The sequence below is a fragment of the Streptomyces sp. PSU-S4-23 genome (assembly GCF_055632315.1).
In genome coordinates this window covers 1,387,943-1,410,259 of record NZ_JBVMUU010000002.1, presented here as the reverse complement: position 1 = coordinate 1,410,259, position 22,317 = coordinate 1,387,943, and the positions used below count along the sequence as shown (strand labels likewise).

Here is a 22,317-nt window from a genome sequence, read left to right as displayed (position 1 = left end):
GCGTACGGAGCCCGACCAGGACGAGTGAATGCGACGATACGCTCGTAGCCTCATTACTCCCTCCTCGTTACAAGTGATGCGGTCCGAGGCTTGGACCGCTTTTGCCAACAAGGAGGAAGAATGATCAAGAAGGTCGTCGCTGCCGCGGCTGCCACCGGTGGTCTCGTTCTCGCCGGTGCGGGACTGGCCGTCGCGGACGCGGGTGCCCAGGGTGCCGCCGTGCACTCCCCGGGCGTCGTGTCCGGCAACGTCATCCAGGTCCCGGTGCACGTCCCGGTGAACGTCTGCGGCAACACGATCTCGGTGATCGGGCTGCTGAACCCCGCCTTCGGCAACACCTGCATCAACAAGTGACGTTGCGCTTCACCCCGTGAGGGGCCCCACCCCACGAGGGTCTGAGTCCGCCGGCCCCGGAGTGCGTGCCATGCGCTCCGGGGCCGACCGGTTCCTCCGCGTCCGCGCACACAGCGCGCGGACGCGTTCCGGACCGTTCCGGACGGTCCACGACCAGCACGACACAGTCGAAGGCAGGGAATCAGCAATGCGACAGGTCACCCGCAAGGGACTGATGACCGTGGCGGCCGCGACCGGCGTCCTCGCCGTCACCGGCGGCTACGCGCACGCCGACTCGGGTGCGAACGGATCGGCCGCCGGCTCTCCCGGCGTGCTGTCCGGCAACACCGTGCAGGCGCCCGTGCACGTCCCGGTGAACGTCTGCGGCAACACCGTGAACGTCATCGGGCTGCTCAACCCGGCGTGGAACACCACCTGCGCCAACACCGGCGGCGGCAGCCACACCGGCGGCGGCAGCGGCGCCCACGCGGGCGGGCACACCAGTGACTCGCCCGGCGTCGGCTCCGGCAACCATGTGCAGGTGCCGGTGGATGTGCCGGTGAACGTCTGCGGCAACACCGTCAACGTCGGCGGGCTCGGCAACGCGGCGGGCGGCAACGACTGTGCCAACGCCCCGGGCGGCGGCCACTCGACCACCCCGCCCGGCACGCCCCCTCCGGGTGGCGGGCACGGGACGCCGCCTCCGGGCGGCGGTGGCAGCACCCCGCCCGGAGGCGGTGGCAGCACCCCGCCCGGACAGCCGGGACAGCCGGGACAGCCGGGACAGCCCGGGCTGCCCACCCACCCCGGGACCCCGCAGCAGCCGGGCGGTGGCACCGGCCACGCCAACCAGCCCGGGGCGCACTCCGCCGCCCAGCCCGCGGGCAGCGCCCAGCTCGCCCACACCGGGAGCAGCCTGCCGCTCGGGATCCTGGTTCCGACGGGCGCCGGCGCACTGCTCGGCGGTGCGCTGCTCTACCGCAGGGCGCGCGCGAGCCTGTAGCCGCCCCGGAGGCCGCCGGGGCGGCGAGGGCGCCCCATGAGCCGGGCCGGCACGCCACCGCTTCCCCGCCGGCGTGCGGAACGGATCGGGCCCCGCCGACGCGGGGCCCGATCCGTCTCAGCGGCCCGTGCTCACCACGTCGCGCGCACCTGGCGGATGATCCGCCGGCGCAACCGCACCTTGCGGCTGCCGTCCCGCAGCAGGCTCAGGCGGTCCAACTCCCAGTGTCCGTACTCGGCATGATCCGTCAGCAGACGTGTGGCGTCCTTGCGGGAGACCCCGCGCGGTACGTACACGTCGACAAATTCGTATTCCGGCATCGCATCTATTGTGCGGGCTGGGGCCCGGTACGGATAGCGTCTGCACTATGTCTGATGCTGCGCAGCCCACCGCTGCCGAGGTACGCGCCGCCGCCGAGGCGGTCAAGACCGCGCTCGACCGCCACCTGGCCGCGGTCGAGCGCAGGACGGGTGAGGACGACCCGGCCGTCTACGAGGCGTTCAACGAGCTGGCCGCGGCGGCCGAGGAGTACGACGAGCTGCTCTACGACCGCTACGACGAGGTCACGCCCTTCGAGATCCCCGGAGCGGAGGAGTCGCTGCCCCCGTACACGGGCCCCGAGGAACCGAACGCGCTGAGCGTGCTGATCCGCCGGGACTACGCGGTGGTGGAACCGCAGCGGCTGCTGGCACAGGCGGAGCGCGTGGAGGCGGCGGACGAGGACAGCGCGCCGGAGTCGTCGGCCGGCACGGTCCACGGGGCGCTCGGCGTTCTCTTCGGGGAGTTCGAACCGGACGAGATCGCCTCCCGGCACAAGGAGTTCGGCCTGGAGGAGGGCGACTCCACCCTGTGGGTGATGGCCGCGGACGAACCGGCGGAGCCGGGCGAATGGCTGGAGGACCCCTTCGAGCAGATCGATCCGCAGCGGGTCGTCTGCCGCTTCGACGTCAGCGCCGTCTTCGACGAGGAGACGGGTGCGGACGACCTGGACGAGGACCTCGGAGCAGATCCGGAGTTCGACGGAGAGCTGGACGACGACGAGGACCTGGAGCCACTGGACGCGGACCGCTGAGGGACCCGGCCGGCCCGCCCCCCCCGAGAGCGGTGGCCGGCCGCCGGGCAGGGCGGTGGCGGTCATCGGTGCGCCGGTGGCGGGCCACCGCCGTCCGCCGCGCCGGTGCCTCAGCCGGACGCCGGGACCTGGGTCCCGAGCAGCACGGGCAGGCGGGTGGTCCTGGGCTTGGCCGGGACCTCGGCCACGGCTCGCGGCAGCGCCTGCTCCACCCCGTGCACCACGGACAGATGGCCGACCGCCCGTCCGAAGGCCGTGTACACCCAGGGCCGGCTGAGGGCCTGGGCCGCGTCACCGGGCAGCACCACGACCACCGCGGGCCACCGCTGTCCCACGGCCTGGTGCGCGGTCAGCGCCCATCCGTGCCGTACGGACTGCTCCACCCGCTCCTTCGGTACGACGACGCCGGCACCGGAGCACTCCAGGTGCAGCCCCTCGGCGTCGGCCCTCACGACGTGGCCCGGCAGCGTGCGCCCCGGGGCGGGGGAGTAGACGATCCGGTCGCCGGGGTCGAAGCCGCCGAAGCGGCCGGGACCCGGGTTGAGCCGGTCCTTCAGCGCCGCGTTCAGGGCGCGCGTGCCCGCCGCGCCGCCATGGCCCGGCGTGATCACCTGGGTGTCCTCGGGCTGGACCCCGATGGCGCGCGGCACCGAATCCGCGACGAGCTGCACGGTCCGGTGCACCGCCTCCCCGGCGTCCCGCACCGGCACGATCACGACCTCCTTGCCGGGCGCGTCGACCTGCGGAAGCTCGCCCACGCCGATCGCGGAGACCAGCTCACCGATCGGGCCGGGATCGGGGGTGCGGGAGGCGATCCGCGGGCACACGCGGGCGGCGAGCACATCGGCGAACACCCGCCCGGGACCGGCCGACCACAGCACGCCCGGATCGCCGCTGAGCACCAGGCGGGCACCGTCGGGCAGCGACTCGGTGAGCAGGGCCGCCGTCTCGACGTCCAGCTGCGGTGCGTCGAGCACGATGAGCAGATCGAGGTCCAGGGCACCGTCCGCGTCCCGGCCCGGACCCTCCGCACCGGACAGCAGGCCCGCCACCGTCGCGACCGCCGGGGGCGCCGGCTCCCCGGGAGAGACCCGGGGCAGGCCGAGCCGGCCGAGGAGGTCCGCGAACAGCGTGCCGCCGGCCGGGCTGTGCGTGGCGGCCCAGGCGCGCACCCCGAGCCCGCGCGCCGCGCACAGCAGCGCCGCCGGCTCGACGCGCGACGCCTCCCCGCCCGTGTGGAGGACCAGGCCGTGACCGGCGACCGCGCGGATCAGCTCAGCCGCGGAGCCGTGTGCCGACCGGGCCGCCCGCTCCCAGTCCTGCGCCGAACCGTCGTCCTTCGCCACGGAGTTGATCAGCCGGGCCAGCCCGTCGGCGAGGCTCTCCTCCGCCAGCGCGTACCGCTCCAGGCCGATCAGCACGCGGACCGGGCGGTCCTCCTCCGCCCCCTCCTCGTCGCCACCCGGCGCGGCGGGCTCCAGGGCGTCCTGGAAGACGAGGGCCTCACCCTCGGCGATCGTGCTCCGCACCGCCGCGTCGGGATCCGGCACCGAGCGCTGCGACAGCGCGGCCCTGAGAGCCGGGGCCTCCAGCGCCGTGTGCCCCGCGAGGGCCGCCTGCTCCAGCAGCCAGACCGTGACCGCGCGGGCCCGCCGCTCGTCGTCCGGGCGGCACTGCGGGCCGAGCAGGGCCCGGGCGAAGGTGTCGGCCTGCTCCGGCCGCACCCCCGGGATCCGCAGCAGCAGCCACGGGTCCGCGCGCAGCCGGGCCTCCGCCTCCTCACCGAGGGCCGCGGCGACCTGGGGCGCGAGGGCGTCGGGTGCGCCCCCCTCGGCCAGGACGGCGCGCACGGCCGCGACGGTCCCGGCGGCGGGGGCCGCCGCCGGGACCGGGGGCGCCTGGGGCTGCGCACGTCGCACGGGCTCCGGCGCGACGGGCCGGCGCGGGGCGGGCTCCGGCCCGCTGAAGGCGCTCGCCGCCGGCTTCTCACCGCCCTCCACGGCCCGTACGGCCGCGAGCAGGTCGGCGGCCTTCCCGCTGAGCTTCCCGCCGGCCTCGATCGGCCCCTTCTTCTCCGCCTTGCGCCGCTCGATCCGCTCCCGCTCAAGCCGCTGGGCGGCCAGCTCGGCCTCGGCCTCGGACAGCTGGGACGAGACGGCCGCACCGCCTTCCCCGGCCCCCGCCGCCTCGCCGGCGTCCCCGGAGGCGTTCGCGTCCCCGGAGGCGCCCGAGTCCCCGGAGGCGCCCGAGTCCCCGGAGGCGCCCGAGTCCCCGGAGGCGCCCGAGCCGGCGGCGTTCGCGTCCCCGGAGGGGGCCGGCGCCTTCCCGCCGCCGCCGGGGACGCCGCCCGCGGCGGCCGCCCCGGTCCCGTCCTCCGGCCGCTCCGGCCGCGGGGCCGTCTCCGTGGTCTCCGGGTCGGTGGTCACAGCGTGCTCCAGTCGTGATCGGGATAGCGGTGCACCGGGGCCGACACGTCGTCCAGCGCCCGGCAGATCTCGTCAGGAAGACTAAGCGCCTCCACTGACAACGCCGCCGTGAGCTGCTGTGCGTTGCGCGCGCCGACGATCGGCGCGACCACGCCCGGCCGGTCGCGGACCCACGCGAGCGCCACCTGGAGCGGCGTCGCGGCGAGCCCGTCGGCGGCCGTCTGCACCGCGTCGACGATGCTGCTCGCGGTCTCGTCCAGGTAGGGCGCGACGAACGGGGCCAGCTGCTCCGACGCCCCGCGCGAGTCGGCCGGCGTCGCCTGCCGGTACTTGCCGGTCAGCACGCCCCGGCCCAGCGGGGAGGACGGCAGCAGCCCGACCCCCAGGTCCAGGGCCGCCGGCAGCACCTCGCGCTCCACGCCACGCTGCAGCAGCGAGTACTCCATCTGCGTACTGGCGATGCGGGTCCGTGTGCCCGGCGCCGCCAACTGCCATGTCGCCGCCTTGGCGAGCTGCCAGCCGCAGAAGTTGGACACGCCCGCGTACCGCGCGCGGCCGCTGGCGACCGCCAGGTCGAGGGCCTGCAGCGTCTCCTCCAGCGGGGTGTGCGGGTCGAAGGCGTGGATGTGCCACAGGTCGACGTGGTCCGTGCCCAGGCGGGTCAGGGAGGCGTCCAGCGCGGCGAGCAGGTGGCCGCGTGAGCCGTCGAAGCGGCGGTCGGGGTCGGGCACGCTCCCCGCCTTCGTCGAGATGACCAGGTCACGGCGTGGCACCAGCCCGTCCATGAGCCGCCCGAGCAGATACTCGGCCTCCCCGTCCCCGTACACGTCAGCCGTGTCGACGAGGGTGCCGCCCGCCTCCCAGAACACCTTCAACTGGTCCGCGGCGTCATGCTCGTCCGTGTCGCGGCCCCACGTCAGGGTGCCGAGACCGATCCGGGACACACGAAGGCCGGTACGGCCGAGATGCCTCTGCTCCATGAACGCCGACATTACTGGCCGGAACTCGTGGCGGGGGGAGGCTGTGGACAACCGGTCTTCCCAGGCCCGCCACTCGTGGATCCGCTCTCCCCGCCGGGCGGGCCGCCGCGCTAAGGTCAGCGGACAAGGGACGTTACTGATCGGTAAGGGGAATCGGCCATGCAGCTCGGGATCAACCTCGGCTACTGGGGTGCCGGAATGGACACGGACAACCTGGCCGTGGCCCAGGAGGCCGACCGGCTCGGGTACGCGGTGTGCTGGGCCGCGGAGGCGTACGGCTCCGACGCGGCGACCGTGCTGGCCTGGGTCGCCGCACAGACGGAACGCATCGACGTCGGCTCGGCCATCTTCCAGATCCCGGCCCGTCAGCCCGCGATGACCGCGATGACCGCCGCCACCCTCGACTCGCTCTCCGGCGGCCGCTTCCGCCTCGGCCTCGGCGTCTCCGGACCGCAGGTCTCCGAGGGCTGGTACGGCGTCAAGTTCGACAAGCCCCTGGCGCGGACCCGCGAGTACGTCGAGATCGTACGGAAGGCGATGACGCGCGAGCGGCTGACGTACGACGGCGAGCACTGGACCCTTCCCCTGCCCGGCGGCCCGGGCAAGCCGATCAAGCTGACCGTGCACCCCCAGCGCGAGCACATCCCGCTCTACATCGCCGCGATCGGCCCGAAGAACCTGGAGCAGACCGGCGAGATCGCCGACGGCGCCCTGCTCATCTTCCCCGCGGCCGAGCACCTCGAGGAGACCGCGATCCGGCATCTGCGCGCCGGCCGCGAGAAGGCCGGCAAGACCCTCGACGGCTTCGACGTGTGCCCCACGCTCCCGCTCGCGCTCGGCGAGGACAAGGACGTCGCCGCGCTCGCCGACACCTTCCGCCCGTACACCGCCCTGTACGTCGGCGGCATGGGCAGCCGCAAGCAGAACTTCTACAACCAGCTCGCCCGGCGGATGGGCTACGAGCAGGCCGCCGCCGAGATCCAGGACAAGTACCTGTCCGGCGACAAGCAGGGCGCCGCGGCCGCGGTCCCCCAGGAGCTGATCGACCGGACCACCCTGCTGGGCTCCGTGGACCGCATCGCCGACCGGATGAAGGCCTACGCGGCGGCCGGCGTCACCACCCTCACGCTGGCACCCGCCGGCTTCACCCTGGAGGAGCGGATCACCGCGCTCCGGGCCGGGACCGAGGCCCTGGAGCGGGCCGGGCTGGCCTGACCGGAGGAAGAGTCTTCACGGCCGTGGTGGGGGCTCGGGAGTCTTCCCCGCCACGGCCGTCACCGGGAACAACGCGCCGGCGCGCCGAGGGTTACGCCGCGGCCCGGCCCGCCGCGTCCTCCGTTCGGCGCAGTCGCCGGGCCCTCCTGTTGCCGCCTCCCCGACCCCGCATTTGACTCGTTCTTTGCGGACCCTGCAGAGAGGTTGCCAGTGATGCTTTCGGCCAAGAGCGTGTTCCAGGAGATCTTCGACAACGACGAGTCGTTCCGGCTCTTCTGTTCCATCGCCGCCAGCGGCGAGGCACAGGGCGGCTGGGAGAACGCACGCATCGCCGCGCTCGTGCCGGCCGCCGAACGCGACCTCGCCCCCAAGATCGCCCGGCATGGCGCAGACGAGGACAAACACGGGCGGCTCTTCAAGGCCCTGATGAGCAAGCGCGGTCTGGACCCCGTCGAGGTGCCGCCCGAGACCGACTACACGATGCTCCTGGAGAAGCACGGCATCGGGCTCGCCCACGAGAAGCTGCGGGGCGACCGGCCGCTGACCGTGCACGACATCGTCACCTACCTCGCCCACAGCAGGGTCACCGAACAGCGGGCCGCCGAACAGATGCGGCTGCTGCGCAGGAACTTCGGCGCCCACCCGGACGTGGGACGGGCGGTCAGGATGATCTCGGACGACGAGGACAACCACCTCGCCTACTGCCACGAGGAACTGCTGCGCCTCGCGCGCGCCGGACACGGCCGCGCCATCCAGCGGACCCTGCGCGAGTGCGCTCTGGCCGAGATCCGCGTCCACCGGGACGTCGGCCTCGCGGTGACGGCCCGCATGGGGCGCATCCTGCGCTGGCCGAGGGCCAAGACGGCGCTGCTGACGGCCGGCATCCACGCGCTGTACGCGTACGAGCGCGCCGGCGGCTGGCGCCGCATGGTCTCGCTGAGGATGCCGGAACGGCGCGACGCCCTGGGCGGCCGCGCGACCACCGCGTCGGACGCCGCATAGCCGCCGGCGGGCGGCACGCGCGCGTGCGGCGCGTCACGGCGGTCACCGTCCGCCCGGACGGCGCGGCGCGCGCTCCTAGAGCCAGCCCCGCCGCTTGAACAGCCGGTACAGCAGGACCTCCAGCACCCCCAACACCAGGATCACCGCCGGGTACGCCCAGACCCAGCGCAGCTCCGGCATGTGGTCGAAGTTCATGCCGTAGATCCCCGCGATCATCGTGGGGACCGCGGCCATCGCCGCCCACGCCGAGATCTTCCGCATGTCGTCGTTCTGCCGGACGCTCATCTGCGCCAGATGCGCCGAGAGGATGTCGGACACCAGCCGGTCCAGGCCCTCCACGGACTCGTTCACCCGGGTCAGATGGTCGCTGACGTCCCGGAAGAAGGGCCGCGACTTCTCCTGCACGAACGGCACCGTCGCGCCGAACGCCCCCTGACCGGCCAGCCGGGCCAGCGGCGGCGCCAGCGGGACCGTCGCCCGCCGGAACTCCAGGACCTGCCGCTTGAACGTGTAGATCCGCGAGGCCGTGTGCCGTGAGTCGCCGCCCGTGGGCGAGAAGACGTCCGCCTCCAGCTCCTCCAGGTCGGTCCCCAACTCGGTGGCCACGTCCAGGTAGTGGTCGACGACCCAGTCCGCGATCGAGTACAGCACCCCCGTCGGCCCGTGCCGCAGCATCTCCGGCTGCTCCTCCAGATGGCGGCGGACGGACGCGAGCGGCATGTCCTGACCGTGGCGCACCGTGACCACGAACGAGTCGCCGAGGAACAGCATCAGCTCGCCGGTGGAGACGGTGTCGCTGCGCGGCTCGTACGACACCGGCTTGAACACCACGAACAGCGAGTCCTCGTACACCTCGAGCTTGGGCCGCTGGTGGGCCTTCAGGGCGTCCTCGACCGCCAGCGGATGCAGCCCGAACTCCTCGGTGACCATGTCGAACTCGTTCGCCGTCGGCTCGTACAGGCCGATCCACAAGAACGCGTCCTCCGCGCCGCGCGCCTCCTCCAGGGCGTCGGAGAGGTCCTCGGGGCCCCCGGTCCGGCGGCCGTCGCGGTAGATGGCGCAGTCGATGATCATGACAGGTATTCTCCGGTCCCGCTCGACACGGGCGCACCGAGGGGGTCCCTCACGCGTCCGCTCGCCCTGCCCGGGGCGCGGGGCGTCCCCTTAGGCTGGGCGGCATGCCCACGTTGATCCTCGTCCGGCACGGACGCTCCACCGCCAACACCGCAGGACTGCTCGCCGGCTGGACCCCCGGCGTCGCCCTCGACGAGCGCGGCGCGGCCCAGGCCGCGGCCCTGCCGGGACGCCTGGCCGAGGTGCCCCTCGCCGAGGTGGTCACCAGCCCCCTGCAGCGCTGCCGGGAGACCGTGCAGCCGCTGCTGGACGCCCGGCCCGGACTGCGCGCCCACGCCGATGAGCGGATCGGTGAGTGCCACTACGGCGACTGGTCCGGCCGCAAGCTCGCGGAGCTGAAGGACGAGCCCCTGATGGAGGTGGTGCAGGCGTACCCGTCGGCGGCCGCGTTCCCCGGCGGAGAGTCGATGCGGGCCATGCAGACCCGGGCCGCGGAGGCGGTGCGGGAGTGGAACGCGCGCGTGGAACGCGATCACGGCGCCGACGCCGTGTACCTCATGTGCTCCCACGGCGACGTCATCAAGTCCCTCGTCGCGGACGCTCTCGGACTTCATCTCGACCTCTTCCAGCGGATCTCCGTCGAACCGTGTTCCATCACGGCGATCCGTTACACCCGGCTGCGGCCGTTTCTGGTCCGCCTCGGTGACACCGGCGATTTTGCGTCCCTCGTGCCGCGTGAGGAACCCCCCGGTTCCGACGCCACGGTCGGCGGCGGCGCGGGCGCACCGTGATCGTCGGCCGCAGTAGGGTGAAGCGGTCGAACCAGCGCAGCAGTTGTCAGCAACCCAGGCGGACCGGCGCGGTCGCCGGTCCCGATCCCGATCCAATGGAGACAGGACGTGTCCCGTCAGGTGTTCCTCTATGACCCCCCGGACCGCTTCGTGGCCGGCACGGTCGGGCTGCCCGGGCGCCGTACCTTCTTCCTGCAGGCGTCGGCCGGGCCCCGGGTGACGAGTGTGGCCCTGGAGAAGACCCAGGTCGCGGCGCTCGCCGAGCGCATGGACGAGCTTCTCGACGAGGTCGTACGCCGTAGCGGCGGCAGCGCGGCCGTCCCCGCCATGGCCCCCACGGAGGTCGCCGACTCGGCTCCCCTGGACACCCCCATCGAGGAAGAGTTCCGCGTCGGCACCATGGCCCTGGCCTGGGACGGCGAGGAACAGCGCATGATCGTCGAGGCCCAGGCCCTCGTGGAACTGGAAGCCGACTCCGAGGAGGACCTCGCCGAGGCCGAGGAGCGGCTGCTGCAGGACGAGGAGAACGGTCCCCCGATGCTCCGGGTCCGGCTCACCGGCGCCCAGGCGAGGGCCTTCGCCAAGCGCGCACTCGACGTCGTCAACGCGGGCCGGCCGCCCTGCCCCCTGTGCAGCCTCCCGCTCGACCCGGAAGGACACGTATGTCCGCGCCAGAACGGATACCGCCGCGGAGCCTGACCACGGCCGAACTGCTCGCCGAGGGCGAGCTGACCGTGCGCGGACGCATCCGTGAGGCGTCCAACGCCGCGCTGTACTGCACGGTCGCCTACGACGGCCGGGAGGCGGCCTGCGTCTACAAGCCCGTGGCCGGGGAGCGGCCCCTGTGGGACTTCCCGGACGGCACGCTGGCCCAGCGCGAGGTCGCCGCGTACGAGGTGTCCGAGGCGACCGGCTGGGGCCTCGTGCCGCCCACCGTGCTGCGCGACGGGCCGTACGGGCGGGGCATGTGCCAGCTGTGGATCGAGGAGCGGCCCGAAGCCGAGCTGCTCGCCCTCGTGGACGGCGACGAGCCGGGGGAGGGCTGGAAGGCGATCGGCCTCGCCGACGTCGGCGGAGGCAGGACCGCGCTGCTCGTGCACGCCGACGACGAGCGGCTGCGCCGGCTCGCCGTCCTCGACGCGGTCATCAACAACGCCGACCGCAAGGGCGGCCATCTGCTGCCCGACGGTGAGGGACGGCTGTACGGCATCGACCACGGGGTCACCTTCAACAGCGAGAACAAGCTGCGCACGCTGCTGTGGGGCTGGGCCGGGGAGCCCCTGACCCGCGAGGCGACCGAGGTGCTGGGCGCCTTGAAGGCCGGGCTGCAGGCCGGCGGGGCGCTGGCCGGCCGGCTGGCCGAGCTGATCACGGCCGCGGAGGTCGCCGCCACGCTCGCCCGGGTGGAGGCGCTGCTGGCGTCCGGGAAGCATCCGGAGCCCGGCGGGGAGTGGCCGGCGATCCCCTGGCCGCCGGTGTGACCTGAGACCGCGCTCCGGCACGGTCCCGGCCGCGGCACGGCGGTGCGGGTGCGGGTGTGGCGCGGTGGGCGCGCTCACGGTCCCGGCCTGGGGTGACAGTCGCGGTGCGGGCGCGGGTGCGGGTGCGGGTGCGGGTGCGGGTGCGGGCGCGGTGGGCGTGGCATGCGCGCTCGCGGTCGGGCGTGGCTCGGCGGGCGTGGTCGCGGTGCGGGTGTGGCGCGGTGGGCGTGCGTGCCAGCGGTCCCGGCCTGGGATGGTGGTCGCGGCCTGGTTGGTGGCGTGGTCGCGGTCCGGGTCCGGGTGGTGGATGCGGTCCGGGGCGGTGGCGTGGACGCGGTCCGGGTCCCGGGCTCGGTGGCGCGGTCGCGGTCCGGGCGTGGCGGGGCCGGGGGCCGGTCACGGGATGCCGCGCCGCAGCCGCAGCCGCGGGTTCCGGTTCTGCGCGCGACACCGTCCCGGCTCCGCGCGCGACACCGTCCCGGCCATCCGGTCCGGTCCGGTTCGTAGCCGGAACCTTCCGCCGGTTACGCTCATGACATGCATGCCTGGCCCGCTTCCGAGGTCCCCGCCCTGCCCGGTCAGGGCCGCGACCTGAGGATCCACGACACCGCGACCGGTGGCCCCGTCACCCTCCGCCCCGGTCCCGTCGCCCGCATCTACGTCTGCGGCATCACCCCGTACGACGCGACCCACATGGGTCACGCGGCGACCTACAACGCGTTCGACCTCGTCCAGCGCGTGTGGCTCGACACGAAGCGGCAGGTGCACTACGTCCAGAACGTCACCGACGTCGACGACCCCCTCCTGGAGCGCGCGCAGCGCGACGACGTCGACTGGGTGGCCCTCGCCGAGCGGGAGACCGCCCTGTTCCGCGAGGACATGACCGCCCTGCGGATGCTGCCCCCGAAGCACTACATCGGCGCCGTGGAGGCGATACCCGGCATCGTCCCGCTGATCGAACGGCTGCGGGACGCGGGCGCCGCGTACGAACTCGACGGCGACATCTACTTCTCCGTGGAGTGCGACCCGCACTTCGGCTCGGTGTCCCACCTGGACGCCGCCACCATGCGGCTGCTGTCCGCCGAGCGCGGCGGCGACCCGGACCGCCCGGGCAAGAAGAACCCGCTCGACCCGATGCTCTGGATGGCCGCCCGCGCGGGCGAGCCCAGCTGGGACGGCGGTTCGCTCGGCCGGGGCAGGCCCGGCTGGCACATCGAGTGCGTGGCCATCGCGCTCGACCACCTGGGCATGGGCTTCGACGTCCAGGGCGGCGGCTCCGACCTCGCCTTCCCGCACCACGAGATGGGCGCCTCGCACGCCCAGGTGCTGACCGGCGAGTACCCGATGGCCAAGGCGTACGTGCACGCCGGCATGGTCGCTCTGGACGGCGAGAAGATGTCCAAGTCCAAGGGCAACCTCGTCTTCGTCTCCCGGCTCCGGCGCGACGGCGTCGACCCGTCCGCCATCCGGCTCGCGCTGCTCGCCCACCACTACCGGTCCGACTGGGAGTGGACCGACCGGGTGCTGAGGGACGCGGTGGCGCGCCTCGACCGCTGGCGCTCCGCCGTCTCCAGGCCCGACGGCCCGCCCGCGGACTCCGTCGTCGAGGAGATCCGCGACGCCCTCGCGAACGACCTGGACGCGCCCACGGCGCTCGCCGCGGTCGACCGCTGGGCGGCACTCCAGCAGGAGAGCGGCGGTACGGACACGGCCGCGCCCGGCCTCGTGTCCCGTGCCGTGGACGCCCTGCTCGGCGTGGCCCTCTGAAGCACGGCGAGCGGTGCCGGCGGGCGGATGCCGCCGCCGGCGCCGCCGGGCAGGCCCGCACCCGGCACGGCGCCGTTCGCGGTTCACGACGACGCCCCGCACCGGACACGGAGAACACCGTGATCGCCGCCGGTGCGCAGGGGAGGGCGGCATGACGAGGGCGGTGCGCCGGTGCGCACCGCCCTGTCAGTCCTCCGGCGAGTCCTCGTCCTCGCCACCCGGCCGGGGCGGCTTCGGCGGCCGCGTACGCCCGCTCGGGTTGTCCCGCCGGTACGAGCCGCCCTCGCCGCCCTCCGCCGTGGCGTGGCCGCCCGGCGGGCTGACGTCCCGCCGCCGCAGATAGCGCTCGAACTCCCGGGCGATCGCCTCGCCCGACGCCTCCGGCAGCTCGGCCGTGTCGCGGGCCTCCTCCAGCGTCTGCACGTACTCGGCGACCTCACTGTCCTCGGCCGCGAGCTGGTCCACCCCGACCTGCCAGGCACGCGCGTCCTCCGGCAGCTCGCCCAGCGGGATGCGCAGGTCCAGGAGGTCCTCCAGCCGGTTCAGAAGGGCCAGCGTGGCCTTCGGGTTCGGCGGCTGCGACACATAGTGCGGGACCGCCGCCCACAGCGAGACCGCCGGGACTCCCGCGTGCGTGCACGCCTCCTGCAGGACGCCCACGATGCCCGTGGGGCCCTCGTACTTGGTCTCCTCCAGGTCCATCCGGCGGGCCAGGTCCGGATCGGACGTGGTCCCGCTGATGGGAACCGGACGCGTGTGCGGGGTGTCGCCGAGCAGGGCGCCCAGGATCACCACCAGTTCCACGCCCAGCTCGTGCGCGAAGCCCAGCAGCTCGTTGCAGAACGAGCGCCAGCGCATCGACGGTTCGATACCGCGGATCAGTACCAGATCGCGGGGCTTCTCGCCGCCCACGCGGACCACCGAGAGCCGGGTCGTCGGCCAGGTGATCTTGCGGACCCCGGCCTCCATGAACACGGTGGGGCGGTTCACCTGGAAGTCGTAGTAGTCCTCGGCGTCCAGCGCCGCGAACACCTCGCCCTTCCACTCCCTGTCCAGATGCGCGACCGCGGTGGAGGCGGCGTCGCCGGCATCGTTCCAGCCCTCGAACGCGGCCACCATGACCGGGTCGATCAGCTCGGGAACCCCCTCGAGCTCGATCACCCAGTGCCTCCTTCCGACGTGCCCTCGCCTACGTCCCAACCTTACGGCGTGCGGCGGGGGCGCCCGCAGCCCCCTTGCACGGGGGAGTGAACGGATGACTGCCCCGTGCAGGGCCGTTGAACACCCATGATCGTCGCCCCGGGCCGCCCGCGTCGACCACGGTCCCCGCCCGCCGGTCGGTCAGGCGCCGGCCACGAAGCGCGTCACGGACGTCCGCCAGGCTGGACGGGGGAAGGGGCCAACGCCTCCAGATCCGCCAGCGCCGCCTCCTCGTCGAGCGTCGTCAGCACCCGGTTCCGCATCAGGACCCGCCCGTCCACGACCGTGTCCCGCACGTCCGCGGACTGCGCCGCGTACGCGAGCGTGGACCACACATCGTGCCGGGGACGCAGATGCGGCCGGCCCAGCTCCAGCACGATCAGATCGGCCCGCTTGCCCGCCTCCAGCGAGCCCAGCCGGTCGCCGAGCCCGAGCGCGCGGGCCCCCTCCGCCGTCGCCATCCGCACCGCCTGCTCGGCGCCGACGGCCGTGGGATCGCCGTCCGCCTTGTGCACCAGCGCCGCCTGCCGGACCGCGCCCAGCACGTCCAGCGTGTTGGAGCTGACCGCCCCGTCCGTGCCGAGGGCGACGGTCACCCCCGCGCCCAGCAGCCGCGGCACCGGCGCGATCCCGCAGCCCAGCTTGAGGTTGGACACCGGGCAGTGGGCCACCGACGTGCCCGTGCGGGCCAGCGCCGCGATCTCCCGTCCGGTGAGGTCCACGGCGTGCGCGAGCAGCACATCGGGGCCCAGCAGGCCGAGCGAGTCGAGCAGTTCCACCGGACGCTTGCCGTACCGCACCTCGACGGTGGCGACCTCGGTCGCGTTCTCAGCGGCGTGGAGGTGCAGCAGCGCCCCGGACTCCCGCGCCAGCGCGGCGATCCCGGTGAGCTGCTCCGGGGCGAGGGTGTAGGCCGAGTGCGCGAAGAGCACCGGCCGGGTCCCCTCCCGGGCCCCGGTCCGCCCCGCCAGATCCCGGCGTGCCCACGCCATGCGGTCCCCGTAGGCCCTGCCGTCGGGGGAGTCCGGAACGTCCATGAAGGTGGGCCCGGTCAGCAGCCGCCAGCCCGCCTCCCGCGCGACCCGCTCGGCGGCCTCATGGAACCAGTACATGTCGAGCGCCGATGTCACTCCGGCCCGTACGCTCTCGGCGACCGCGACCCGCACCGCCGCGCCCACGGTCCCGGGCGACAGCAGTTCGGCCTCCCAGCGCAGCACGCGTTCCAGGAAGCCCTGCAGCGTGACGTCGTCGGCGCGGCCGCGCAGCAGCGTCATCGCCAGATGGGTGTGCGCGTTGACGAGCCCCGGCAGGACCAGGCACCCCCCGGCGTCGACGGCCGTGTCCGCCGCGTACCGCGCCCGTAGCTCCCCGGCCCCGCCCACCTCGACGATCGTCCCGTCGCGGACCGCGACGGCGCCCTCCCGCACGAGGGTTCCGGCGTCGTCGACCGTCAGGACGTCGCCGCCGTGCACCAGCAGGTCGACGCGCTCACTCATGATGCGTTCCCTCCTGACGCCCGCCCGTGTGGTGCGCTCCCCGGGTGGTGCGCGCGCTCGGCCGGACACTCCTCGGCCAGCAGCCGCAACGCCTCCAGCGCGACGAGCGCGCCGCGCTCCACGCCCCGGGCGACGACCTCGCGGTGCGGGTCGTAGCCACCCGTCGAGAAGGACGCCCCCTCGTCGACGAGTTCGTCGGCGTTGACACCGTCCACGACGAGTACCCCGCCCGCGACGAGTCCGCGCAGCGAAGCGGTCACCAGCAGCGCGGACAGCTCCATCTCGATCGCCGCCAGGCCCGCCCGGTCGTACGCGTTCAGCGGGATCAGCCCGGGCTGGAAGGCCGCCCGGGTCCACACGAACCCGCGGTGGTGCGGCACGTCCGCCGCACGGGCGGCGCGCAGCAGCGCGAAGACCGCCTCGGGCGCGGACACCGCCGGGTACTCGGGCGGCAGCAGCTGCTGCGTCACCCCGTCGTCGCGCACGGCCGCCTCCGCGATCACCAGCTCGCCGTCGCCGATCCCCGGCCGCATCGCGCCCGCCGTGCCGAGCCGCAGGAACGTGTGGACCCCCGCGTCCGCCAGCTCCCGGAAGAGCAGGACGGCACCCGGCGCGCCCACCCCGTGCGAGGCGACCGTCACCGGCACGCCCCGCCAACTCCCCCCGAACACCCGGTACTCGCGGTGGTAGGAGACCTCCGCGGCGCCGTCGAGCAGCGCGGCGACGTCCGCCGCGCGCGCCGGGTCGCCGACGACGACGGCGTGCGGGGGCAGTCCGGTGCGGGGGACGCGCGTGACGGGCGACAGGTGCTGCGGCATGAGGCGACTCCAGCGGTGGGGGCGGCGACCGGGGCGGCTGGCCGGTCCGGCGCGGAACCCGCGGCGGACCGGTCCCACCGACACCGTACGCAGCCGGGCCCCGCGCACCCGGAAGGGGCGGCCTCCGCCGTCGGAAGCCGCCCCTTTCCGCCCGCGGGGCCTACCTCTTGTCGAGCAGGTCCTGCACCTTGCCGCGCACCTCGTCCGTGGCCAGGCCGCGGATCGTCAGGGTGGTGCGGCGGCGCAGCACGTCGTCCGCCGTCTCGGCCCACTCGTGGTCGCGGGCGTAGACGACCTGCGCCCAGATCTCCGGGGCGTCGGGGTGGATCCGCCCGCCCAGCTCCGGGCTCTCGTTGGCCAGCCGTGCGATGTCGAAGGCCAGCGAACCGTAGTGGGTGGCCAGGTGCTTGGCCGTGTCCGGAGCCATGCGCGGGCCGGGCGCAGGACCGTCGACCACCAGCCGGTGGGCGACCGCGCGCGGATTGGCGATGCCCGGCAGCGGCAGCCTCTTCGGCAGCGTGGAGATCGGCTCGAAGTCGTCGCCGAGCGGACGGCCCGGCAGCGACTCCAGCTTCCGCATGACGGTGCGGCCGATGTGCCGGAAGGTGGTCCACTTGCCGCCCGCGACGGACAGCATGCCGCCCCTGCCCTCGGTGACGACGGTCTCGCGCCTGGCCTTCGCGGTGTCACTGGGCCCGCCCGGCAGCACCCGCAGGCCGGCGAAGGCATAGGTGATCAGGTCACGCCGCAGCTGCTGGTCGCGGACGGAGAAGGCGGCCTCGTCGAGGATCTGCGCGATGTCCTTGTCGCCCACCGCGACCTCGGCGGGCTCGCCCTCGTACTCCTCGTCGGTCGTGCCGAGCAGCAGCATGTCCTCCCAGGGGAGGGCGAAGGTGATGCGGTACTTGTCGATCGGCGTCGCCAGCGCCGCCTTCCAGGGGGAGGTGCGCCTGAGCACCAGGTGCACACCCTTGGACAGCCGTATGGACGGCGCCGCGTTCGGGTCCTCCATCCTGCGCAGGTGATCGACCCACGGGCCGGTCGCGTTGAGCACCAGGCGCGCCTCGACGCCGAACTCGTCACCGGAGAGCCGGTCCCTCAGCTCGGCACCGGTGACCCGGCCGCGGGTGAAGCGCAGACCGGTCACCTCGGCGTGGTTGAGGACGACGGCTCCCGCGTCGACGGCCGCGCGGACCGTCATCAGCGCCATGCGCGCGTCGTTCATCTGGTCGTCGCCGTAGACGGCCACGGCCTTCAGGTTCTCGGTGCGCAGCTCCGGCACGTCCTGCCGCGCCCTGGCGGGGGAGAGCAGGTGGCCGACGCCGTCACCGAACGCCGACAGCGCGGAGTAGGCGAAGACGCCCGCCCCGAGCTTCGCGGCGCCGTGCGGCCCGCCCTTGTACACGGGGAGGTAGAACGTGAGCGGGTTCGCCAGGTGGGGGGCCACCTGGCGGGAGACCGCACGGCGCTCGAAGTGGTTCTCCGCCACCAGCCTCACCGCGCCGGTCTGCAGATAGCGCAACCCGCCGTGGAGGAGCTTGGAGGAGGCGGAGGAGGTGGCGCCGGCGAAGTCGCCGGCGTCCACCAGCGCCACCCGCAGGCCCGACTGCGCGGCGTGCCACGCCGTGGAGATGCCCAGGATCCCGCCGCCGATCACCAGGAGGTCGTATGTCGCCCTGGACAACTGCTCCCGGGTCTCGGCGCGGCTCGGGTGGGAGCCGTAGGCCGGGTGCGTCCCCAGAGCCGGGACACTCTGCAGGGTGGTCATCTGTGATTACTCCTCGTGCTCGATCCAGCCCATGGTCCGCTCGACGGCCTTGAGCCAGTTCTTGTACTCACGGTCGCGGGTCTCCGCGTCCATGTGGGGCGTCCACTCGGCGGCCCGGCGCCAGTTGGCACGCAGATCGTCGGTGGTGGTCCAGAAACCGACGGCGAGCCCGGCGGCGTAGGCGGCGCCGAGGCAGGTCGTCTCGGCGACCATCGGGCGCACCACCGGCGCGTCCAGGACGTCGGCGAGCGTCTGCATCAGCAGGTTGTTGGAGGTCATGCCCCCGTCGACCTTGAGCGTCGCCAGCTCGACGCCCGAGTCCTTGGTCATGGCGTCGGCGATCTCACGCGTCTGCCAGGCGGTGGCCTCCAGTACGGCGCGCGCGAGGTGCGCCTTGGTGACGTACCGGGTCAGGCCGGCGATCACACCGCGGGCGTCGGAGCGCCAGTACGGGGCGAACAGGCCGGAGAAGGCGGGCACGAAGTAGGCGCCACCGTTGTCCTCGACCGACAGCGCGAGGGTCTCGATCTCGGCGGCGGTGGAGATCAGGCCCATCTGGTCGCGCATCCACTGCACGAGGGAGCCGGTGACGGCGATCGAGCCCTCCAGGGCGTAGACCGGCTTCTGGTCGCCGATCTGGTACCCGACCGTGGTCAGCAGGCCCGAGTAGGAGTTGATGATCTTGTCACCGGTGTTCATCACCATGAAGGTGCCGGTGCCGTAGGTGGACTTGGTCTCGCCCTCGGAGAAGCACGTCTGACCGAACAGGGCCGCCTGCTGGTCACCGAGCGCCGAGGCGACCGGGATGCCGCCGAGCAGCTCGCCGAGCCGCCCGCCGGTGATCTCGCCGTAGATCTCGGCGGAGGAGCGGATCTCCGGCAGGATCCGCATCGGCACGCCGACCGACTCGCAGATCTTGTCGTCCCACTGCATCGTGTGCAGGTTCATCAGCAGGGTGCGGGAGGCGTTGGTCACGTCCGTGACGTGGTGGCCGCCGTCGACACCTCCGGTCAGGTTCCAGATGACCCAGGTGTCCATGGTGCCGAAGAGGATGTCGCCGGCCTCGGCGCGCTCCCGCAGGCCCTCGACGTTGTCCAGCAGCCAGCGGGCCTTCGGACCGGAGAAGTACGAGGCCAGCGGCAGGCCGGTCTCGCGGCGGAAGCGGTCCTGGCCCACGTTGCGGCCGAGCTCCTTGCACAGGGAGTCGGTGCGGGTGTCCTGCCAGACGAGCGCGTTGTGGACGGGCTCACCGGTGTTCTTGTCCCACAGCACGGTGGTCTCGCGCTGGTTGGTGATGCCGATGGCCTTGATGTCGTCCCGGGTGATGCCGCCCTTCTCGATGGCCCCGGCGACGACCTCCTGGACGTTGGTCCAGATCTCGGTCGCGTCGTGCTCGACCCAGCCCGGCTTGAGGAAGATCTGCTCGTGCTCCTTCTGGTCGACGGACACGATGCGGCCGTCCCGGTCGAAGACGATGCAGCGCGAGGACGTCGTGCCCTGGTCGATGGCGGCGATGAACGGGCCGGCGGTGTGTGCGTCGGTCACGGTGTGCTCCTGAGGTTCCATGGATAAGAGAGGCGGTCTTTACGGCGCGGCGATGACGGGCGGTGCCTGGGAAAGTTCACTGTTCTCAAGCAAAGGCGACGTTGTAAATGCCCGCGGCGACCGCACCGCCGATCAGTGGACCGACCACCGGAACCCAGGCGTAGCCCCAGTCGGAACCGCCCTTGTTGGGCAGCGGGAGAAGGGCGTGCACAAGGCGTGGGCCGAGGTCGCGAGCCGGGTTGATGGCGTATCCCGTCGGGCCGCCCAGGGAGAGGCCGATCCCGACCACCACGAGCGCGGTGACCAGTGCGCCCAGGATGCCCAGGCCGTTGCCCTTGTCGTTGAGGCCCTGGGTGAGCACCGCGAGCACCAGCACGACGGTGCCGATGATCTCCGTGGCGAGGTTCATCGCCGCGTTCCGGATCTCCGGACCGGTGGAGAAGATGCCGAGCACGGGGCCGGCCTGGGCCTCCTGCGCCTCGACGGCCTTGGTGTCCTGCGCCCCCGGGCCGCCGACGATCTCTCTGTCGGTGAGGTGGGCGTGGAACTGGCCGTAGTAGGCGACCCAGACGAGGGTCGCACCGATCATGGCGCCGAGCAGCTGCCCGGCCCAGTAGACCGGGACGTTGCTCCAGTCGCTGTCCTTGATGGCCAGCGCCAGCGTCACGGCGGGGTTGAGGTGCGCGCCGGACAGCGGCGCCGAGGTGTAGACCGCCGTGAGGACTGCGAAGCCCCACCCGAAAGTGATGGCGAGCCAGCCGGCGTTACGGGCCTTGGAGGCCTTCAGCGTCACAGCGGCGCAGACTCCGCCGCCGAGCAGGATGAGTATGGCGGTACCGATGGTCTCGCCGATGAAGATGTCGGAGCTGGACACCCGCGACTCCTTTGTCCTTCGTCCAGGGGAAGGCGAACCCCGGGTACCTCCGGTGGTCCGCGCCCTCGGGGGTGAGAGCGATGCCGGCCCTTGGCGTTGCCACACTCTAGCGTGTATTGCCGGTAGGTGTTCGACAATGCCGACCGATGGACGGGAGTCTTGCCTCCTGTTCGCCGGGTCGTCAAGAGTCGTGTTCTCGAATGCGCGATCGTTACTGATCGCCGCAGGTCATCGATCCCTGCGCGGCCCGGTGCCCGGCCGCGCCGGACGGGGTTCGGCATCCGTCCGCGGGCAGGCGCAAGGGCCGGTGCGCCGCAGTGCGCCCCAGTGCGCTGCCGTGCCGCCTTCGCCGCCGTGCCGCCTTCGCCGCCGTGCCGGCCCTCGCCGCCGTGCGGGCCTTCGCCGCCGTGCCGGCCTTCGGGACGCAGCAGGCCCCGGGACACGAAAGAGCCCCCGGCCATGCCGGGGGCCCGCGGGTGCGAGGGTCTCAGAACCGCCCGGCGCCCAGATCCCGCGACACCGCGCGGGCACAGTCGCGGACCGCCGCGATCAGGTCGGGGCGCAGCTCCCCGTCCCGGCACACCCGCTCCACGGCGCCGGTGATGCCCACCGCGCCCACCGGCATCCGCCGCCGGTCGTGGATGGGTGCGGCGATCGAGGCCACCCCGGTCCACGTCTCCTCTATGTCGGCCGCGTAGCCACGCGCGCGTGTCATGTCGAGGATGTGCTCGAAGCCGTCCAGCTCGCACACCGTCCGGTCGGTGAACGCCTTCCGGTCCGCCTCGACCGCCTCGCTGTGCGCGACCGGGTCGTAGGCCGACAGCACTTTGCCCAGGGCCGTGGAGTGCAGCGGTTGCATGGCCCCGATCTCCAGGACCTGCCGGCTGTCGTCGGGCCGGAAGACGTGGTGCACGATCAGCACGCCCTGCTGGTGGACCACCCCCAGGTAGACGCTCTCCCCGCTGGAGCGGGCCAGGTCGTCGGTCCATACCAGGGCGCGGGCCCGCAGCTCGTGCACGTCCAGGTAGGTGGTCCCCAGCCGCAGCAGTTCGGCACCCAGCTGGTAGCGGCCCGAGGCCGCGTCCTGCTCGACGAACCCCTCCTGCTGGAGCGTGCGGAGTATGCCGTGGGCCGTGCCCTTGGCGAGTCCCAGCGACGAGGCGATGTCCGACAGGCCCAGCCGTCGTTCGCCGCCCGCGAGCAGCCGCAGCATCGCGGCCGCCCGTTCGAGCGACTGGATGTTCCGTGCCATCGCCGTCCTGCCCTCCGTCCCCTTCGACCGCCGACCGGTGTTCACTACCGTCGTTCGGCAATGTCGAACACTACCGGTCGTCGCCGACCTCTCGCCAACGGGTGTCGCCATCCGTTCCACCGGAATCCCCGCCCACGTCACCCGAGCCACGCGCGTCCGGCCCGTGGACGCCTCTGACCGTACGGCCCGCAGCGGGCTACCCTGGCCGGGTGCGTCTTCC

20 protein-coding genes are annotated in these 22,317 nt (G+C 73.4%); 9 read left to right on the top strand and 11 right to left on the bottom strand.

Going from position 1 to position 22,317, the window contains the following annotated elements:
- Positions 1-120 precede the first annotated feature (120 nt).
- Together chpH and ACZ79I_RS07250 are read left to right on the top strand one after the other, a co-directional pair.
- Positions 121-354: a chaplin ChpH gene (chpH, locus tag ACZ79I_RS07255; RefSeq protein WP_054239358.1), complete on the top strand. Its 234-nt coding sequence runs from the start codon at positions 121-123 to the stop codon at positions 352-354.
- A 187-nt stretch (positions 355-541) separates the two neighbouring features.
- On the top strand, positions 542-1,336 hold the full coding sequence (locus tag ACZ79I_RS07250) for a chaplin (RefSeq protein WP_471495235.1): 795 nt from the start codon (positions 542-544) through the stop codon (positions 1,334-1,336).
- 131 nt (positions 1,337-1,467) lie between these two features.
- Here the strand turns inward: ACZ79I_RS07250 and ACZ79I_RS07245 are convergent, their stop codons facing one another.
- Entirely contained in the window at positions 1,468-1,656 is a 189-nt protein-coding gene (locus tag ACZ79I_RS07245) for a DUF5703 family protein (protein WP_030053310.1), read from the bottom strand.
- Positions 1,657-1,703: 47 nt separating this feature from the next.
- On the opposite strand from ACZ79I_RS07245, the gene ACZ79I_RS07240 reads away from it, so the two are divergent.
- Positions 1,704-2,408 (top strand): hypothetical protein, encoded by a 705-nt coding sequence (locus ACZ79I_RS07240; protein ID WP_471495233.1) that lies wholly within the window; start codon positions 1,704-1,706, stop codon positions 2,406-2,408.
- A 110-nt stretch (positions 2,409-2,518) separates the two neighbouring features.
- On the opposite strand, the gene ACZ79I_RS07235 is transcribed toward ACZ79I_RS07240, so the two are convergent.
- Both ACZ79I_RS07235 and ACZ79I_RS07230 read right to left on the bottom strand, forming a co-directional pair.
- On the bottom strand, positions 2,519-4,834 hold the full coding sequence (locus tag ACZ79I_RS07235) for a helix-hairpin-helix domain-containing protein (RefSeq protein ID WP_471495231.1): 2,316 nt from the start codon (positions 4,832-4,834) through the stop codon (positions 2,519-2,521).
- Positions 4,831-5,814 (bottom strand): aldo/keto reductase, encoded by a 984-nt coding sequence (locus ACZ79I_RS07230; protein ID WP_471495229.1) that lies wholly within the window; start codon positions 5,812-5,814, stop codon positions 4,831-4,833. Before ACZ79I_RS07230 ends, ACZ79I_RS07235 begins: the two co-directional genes overlap by 4 nt.
- A 159-nt stretch (positions 5,815-5,973) precedes the next feature.
- On the opposite strand from ACZ79I_RS07230, the gene ACZ79I_RS07225 reads away from it, so the two are divergent.
- Together ACZ79I_RS07225 and ACZ79I_RS07220 are read left to right on the top strand one after the other, a co-directional pair.
- Entirely contained in the window at positions 5,974-7,029 is a 1,056-nt protein-coding gene (locus ACZ79I_RS07225; protein ID WP_471495227.1) for an LLM class F420-dependent oxidoreductase, read from the top strand.
- A 213-nt stretch (positions 7,030-7,242) separates the two neighbouring features.
- Positions 7,243-8,031 (top strand): ferritin-like domain-containing protein, encoded by a 789-nt coding sequence (locus tag ACZ79I_RS07220; protein ID WP_471495225.1) that lies wholly within the window; start codon positions 7,243-7,245, stop codon positions 8,029-8,031.
- 75 nt (positions 8,032-8,106) lie between these two features.
- Here ACZ79I_RS07220 and corA read toward each other — a convergent pair whose 3' ends face one another.
- Positions 8,107-9,105, bottom strand: a complete 999-nt coding sequence (gene corA / locus ACZ79I_RS07215; protein ID WP_471495223.1) for a magnesium/cobalt transporter CorA — start codon at positions 9,103-9,105, stop codon at positions 8,107-8,109.
- Positions 9,106-9,209: 104 nt separating this feature from the next.
- Here corA and ACZ79I_RS07210 point away from each other — a divergent pair, with 104 nt between their 5' ends.
- The 4 genes from ACZ79I_RS07210 (at position 9,210) to mshC (ending at position 13,144) form a co-directional block, all read left to right on the top strand.
- Positions 9,210-9,896: a histidine phosphatase family protein gene (locus tag ACZ79I_RS07210; RefSeq protein ID WP_471495221.1), complete on the top strand. Its 687-nt coding sequence runs from the start codon at positions 9,210-9,212 to the stop codon at positions 9,894-9,896.
- A 108-nt stretch (positions 9,897-10,004) separates the two neighbouring features.
- Positions 10,005-10,595: a DUF3090 domain-containing protein gene (locus ACZ79I_RS07205; RefSeq protein WP_471495219.1), complete on the top strand. Its 591-nt coding sequence runs from the start codon at positions 10,005-10,007 to the stop codon at positions 10,593-10,595.
- On the top strand, positions 10,559-11,377 hold the full coding sequence (locus ACZ79I_RS07200) for an SCO1664 family protein (RefSeq protein ID WP_471495217.1): 819 nt from the start codon (positions 10,559-10,561) through the stop codon (positions 11,375-11,377). The genes ACZ79I_RS07205 and ACZ79I_RS07200 overlap by 37 nt, the downstream gene beginning before the upstream one ends.
- A 537-nt stretch (positions 11,378-11,914) precedes the next feature.
- Positions 11,915-13,144 carry a cysteine--1-D-myo-inosityl 2-amino-2-deoxy-alpha-D-glucopyranoside ligase gene (mshC, locus tag ACZ79I_RS07195; RefSeq protein WP_471495215.1) on the top strand — a complete coding sequence of 410 codons (1,230 nt, stop codon included), beginning with the start codon at positions 11,915-11,917 and terminating at the stop codon, positions 13,142-13,144.
- Between the two features lie 186 nt (positions 13,145-13,330).
- Here the strand turns inward: mshC and ACZ79I_RS07190 are convergent, their stop codons facing one another.
- The 7 genes from ACZ79I_RS07190 to ACZ79I_RS07160 form a co-directional block, all read right to left on the bottom strand.
- Positions 13,331-14,305 carry a PAC2 family protein gene (locus tag ACZ79I_RS07190; RefSeq protein ID WP_471495213.1) on the bottom strand — a complete coding sequence of 325 codons (975 nt, stop codon included), beginning with the start codon at positions 14,303-14,305 and terminating at the stop codon, positions 13,331-13,333.
- 203 nt (positions 14,306-14,508) lie between these two features.
- On the bottom strand, positions 14,509-15,840 hold the full coding sequence (locus ACZ79I_RS07185; RefSeq protein WP_471495211.1) for an amidohydrolase: 1,332 nt from the start codon (positions 15,838-15,840) through the stop codon (positions 14,509-14,511).
- Positions 15,837-16,658, bottom strand: coding sequence for a nucleoside phosphorylase (locus tag ACZ79I_RS07180; protein WP_471495209.1), 822 nt, complete (start codon positions 16,656-16,658; stop codon positions 15,837-15,839). Before ACZ79I_RS07180 ends, ACZ79I_RS07185 begins: the two co-directional genes overlap by 4 nt.
- A gap of 160 nt (positions 16,659-16,818) precedes the next feature.
- Positions 16,819-18,426 carry a glycerol-3-phosphate dehydrogenase/oxidase gene (locus ACZ79I_RS07175; RefSeq protein WP_471495207.1) on the bottom strand — a complete coding sequence of 536 codons (1,608 nt, stop codon included), beginning with the start codon at positions 18,424-18,426 and terminating at the stop codon, positions 16,819-16,821.
- Positions 18,427-18,432: 6 nt separating this feature from the next.
- A complete protein-coding gene (gene glpK / locus ACZ79I_RS07170; protein WP_471495205.1) occupies positions 18,433-19,971 on the bottom strand; it encodes a glycerol kinase GlpK in 1,539 nt (512 codons plus the stop codon).
- An 85-nt stretch (positions 19,972-20,056) separates the two neighbouring features.
- Positions 20,057-20,845, bottom strand: a complete 789-nt coding sequence (locus ACZ79I_RS07165; RefSeq protein WP_471495203.1) for an MIP/aquaporin family protein — start codon at positions 20,843-20,845, stop codon at positions 20,057-20,059.
- Positions 20,846-21,332: 487 nt separating this feature from the next.
- On the bottom strand, positions 21,333-22,097 hold the full coding sequence (locus tag ACZ79I_RS07160; RefSeq protein WP_471495201.1) for an IclR family transcriptional regulator: 765 nt from the start codon (positions 22,095-22,097) through the stop codon (positions 21,333-21,335).
- Between the last annotated feature and the right edge of the window lie 220 nt (positions 22,098-22,317).

Excerpts from the sequence above, each read along its gene's own strand:
- chpH (WP_054239358.1), top strand. The coding sequence starts at position 121 with ATGATCAAGAAGGTCGTCGCTGCCGCGGCTGCCACCGGTGGTCTCGTT.
- ACZ79I_RS07250 (WP_471495235.1), top strand. The coding sequence starts at position 542 with ATGCGACAGGTCACCCGCAAGGGACTGATGACCGTGGCGGCCGCGACC.
- ACZ79I_RS07245 (WP_030053310.1), bottom strand. The coding sequence starts at position 1,656 with ATGCCGGAATACGAATTTGTCGACGTGTACGTACCGCGCGGGGTCTCC.
- ACZ79I_RS07240 (WP_471495233.1), top strand. The coding sequence starts at position 1,704 with ATGTCTGATGCTGCGCAGCCCACCGCTGCCGAGGTACGCGCCGCCGCC.
- ACZ79I_RS07230 (WP_471495229.1), bottom strand. The coding sequence starts at position 5,814 with ATGGAGCAGAGGCATCTCGGCCGTACCGGCCTTCGTGTGTCCCGGATC.
- ACZ79I_RS07225 (WP_471495227.1), top strand. The coding sequence starts at position 5,974 with ATGCAGCTCGGGATCAACCTCGGCTACTGGGGTGCCGGAATGGACACG.
- ACZ79I_RS07220 (WP_471495225.1), top strand. The coding sequence starts at position 7,243 with ATGCTTTCGGCCAAGAGCGTGTTCCAGGAGATCTTCGACAACGACGAG.
- corA (WP_471495223.1), bottom strand. The coding sequence starts at position 9,105 with ATGATCATCGACTGCGCCATCTACCGCGACGGCCGCCGGACCGGGGGC.
- ACZ79I_RS07210 (WP_471495221.1), top strand. The coding sequence starts at position 9,210 with ATGCCCACGTTGATCCTCGTCCGGCACGGACGCTCCACCGCCAACACC.
- ACZ79I_RS07200 (WP_471495217.1), top strand. The coding sequence starts at position 10,559 with ATGTCCGCGCCAGAACGGATACCGCCGCGGAGCCTGACCACGGCCGAA.
- mshC (WP_471495215.1), top strand. The coding sequence starts at position 11,915 with ATGCATGCCTGGCCCGCTTCCGAGGTCCCCGCCCTGCCCGGTCAGGGC.
- ACZ79I_RS07185 (WP_471495211.1), bottom strand. The coding sequence starts at position 15,840 with ATGAGTGAGCGCGTCGACCTGCTGGTGCACGGCGGCGACGTCCTGACG.
- ACZ79I_RS07180 (WP_471495209.1), bottom strand. The coding sequence starts at position 16,658 with ATGCCGCAGCACCTGTCGCCCGTCACGCGCGTCCCCCGCACCGGACTG.
- ACZ79I_RS07175 (WP_471495207.1), bottom strand. The coding sequence starts at position 18,426 with ATGACCACCCTGCAGAGTGTCCCGGCTCTGGGGACGCACCCGGCCTAC.
- ACZ79I_RS07160 (WP_471495201.1), bottom strand. The coding sequence starts at position 22,097 with ATGGCACGGAACATCCAGTCGCTCGAACGGGCGGCCGCGATGCTGCGG.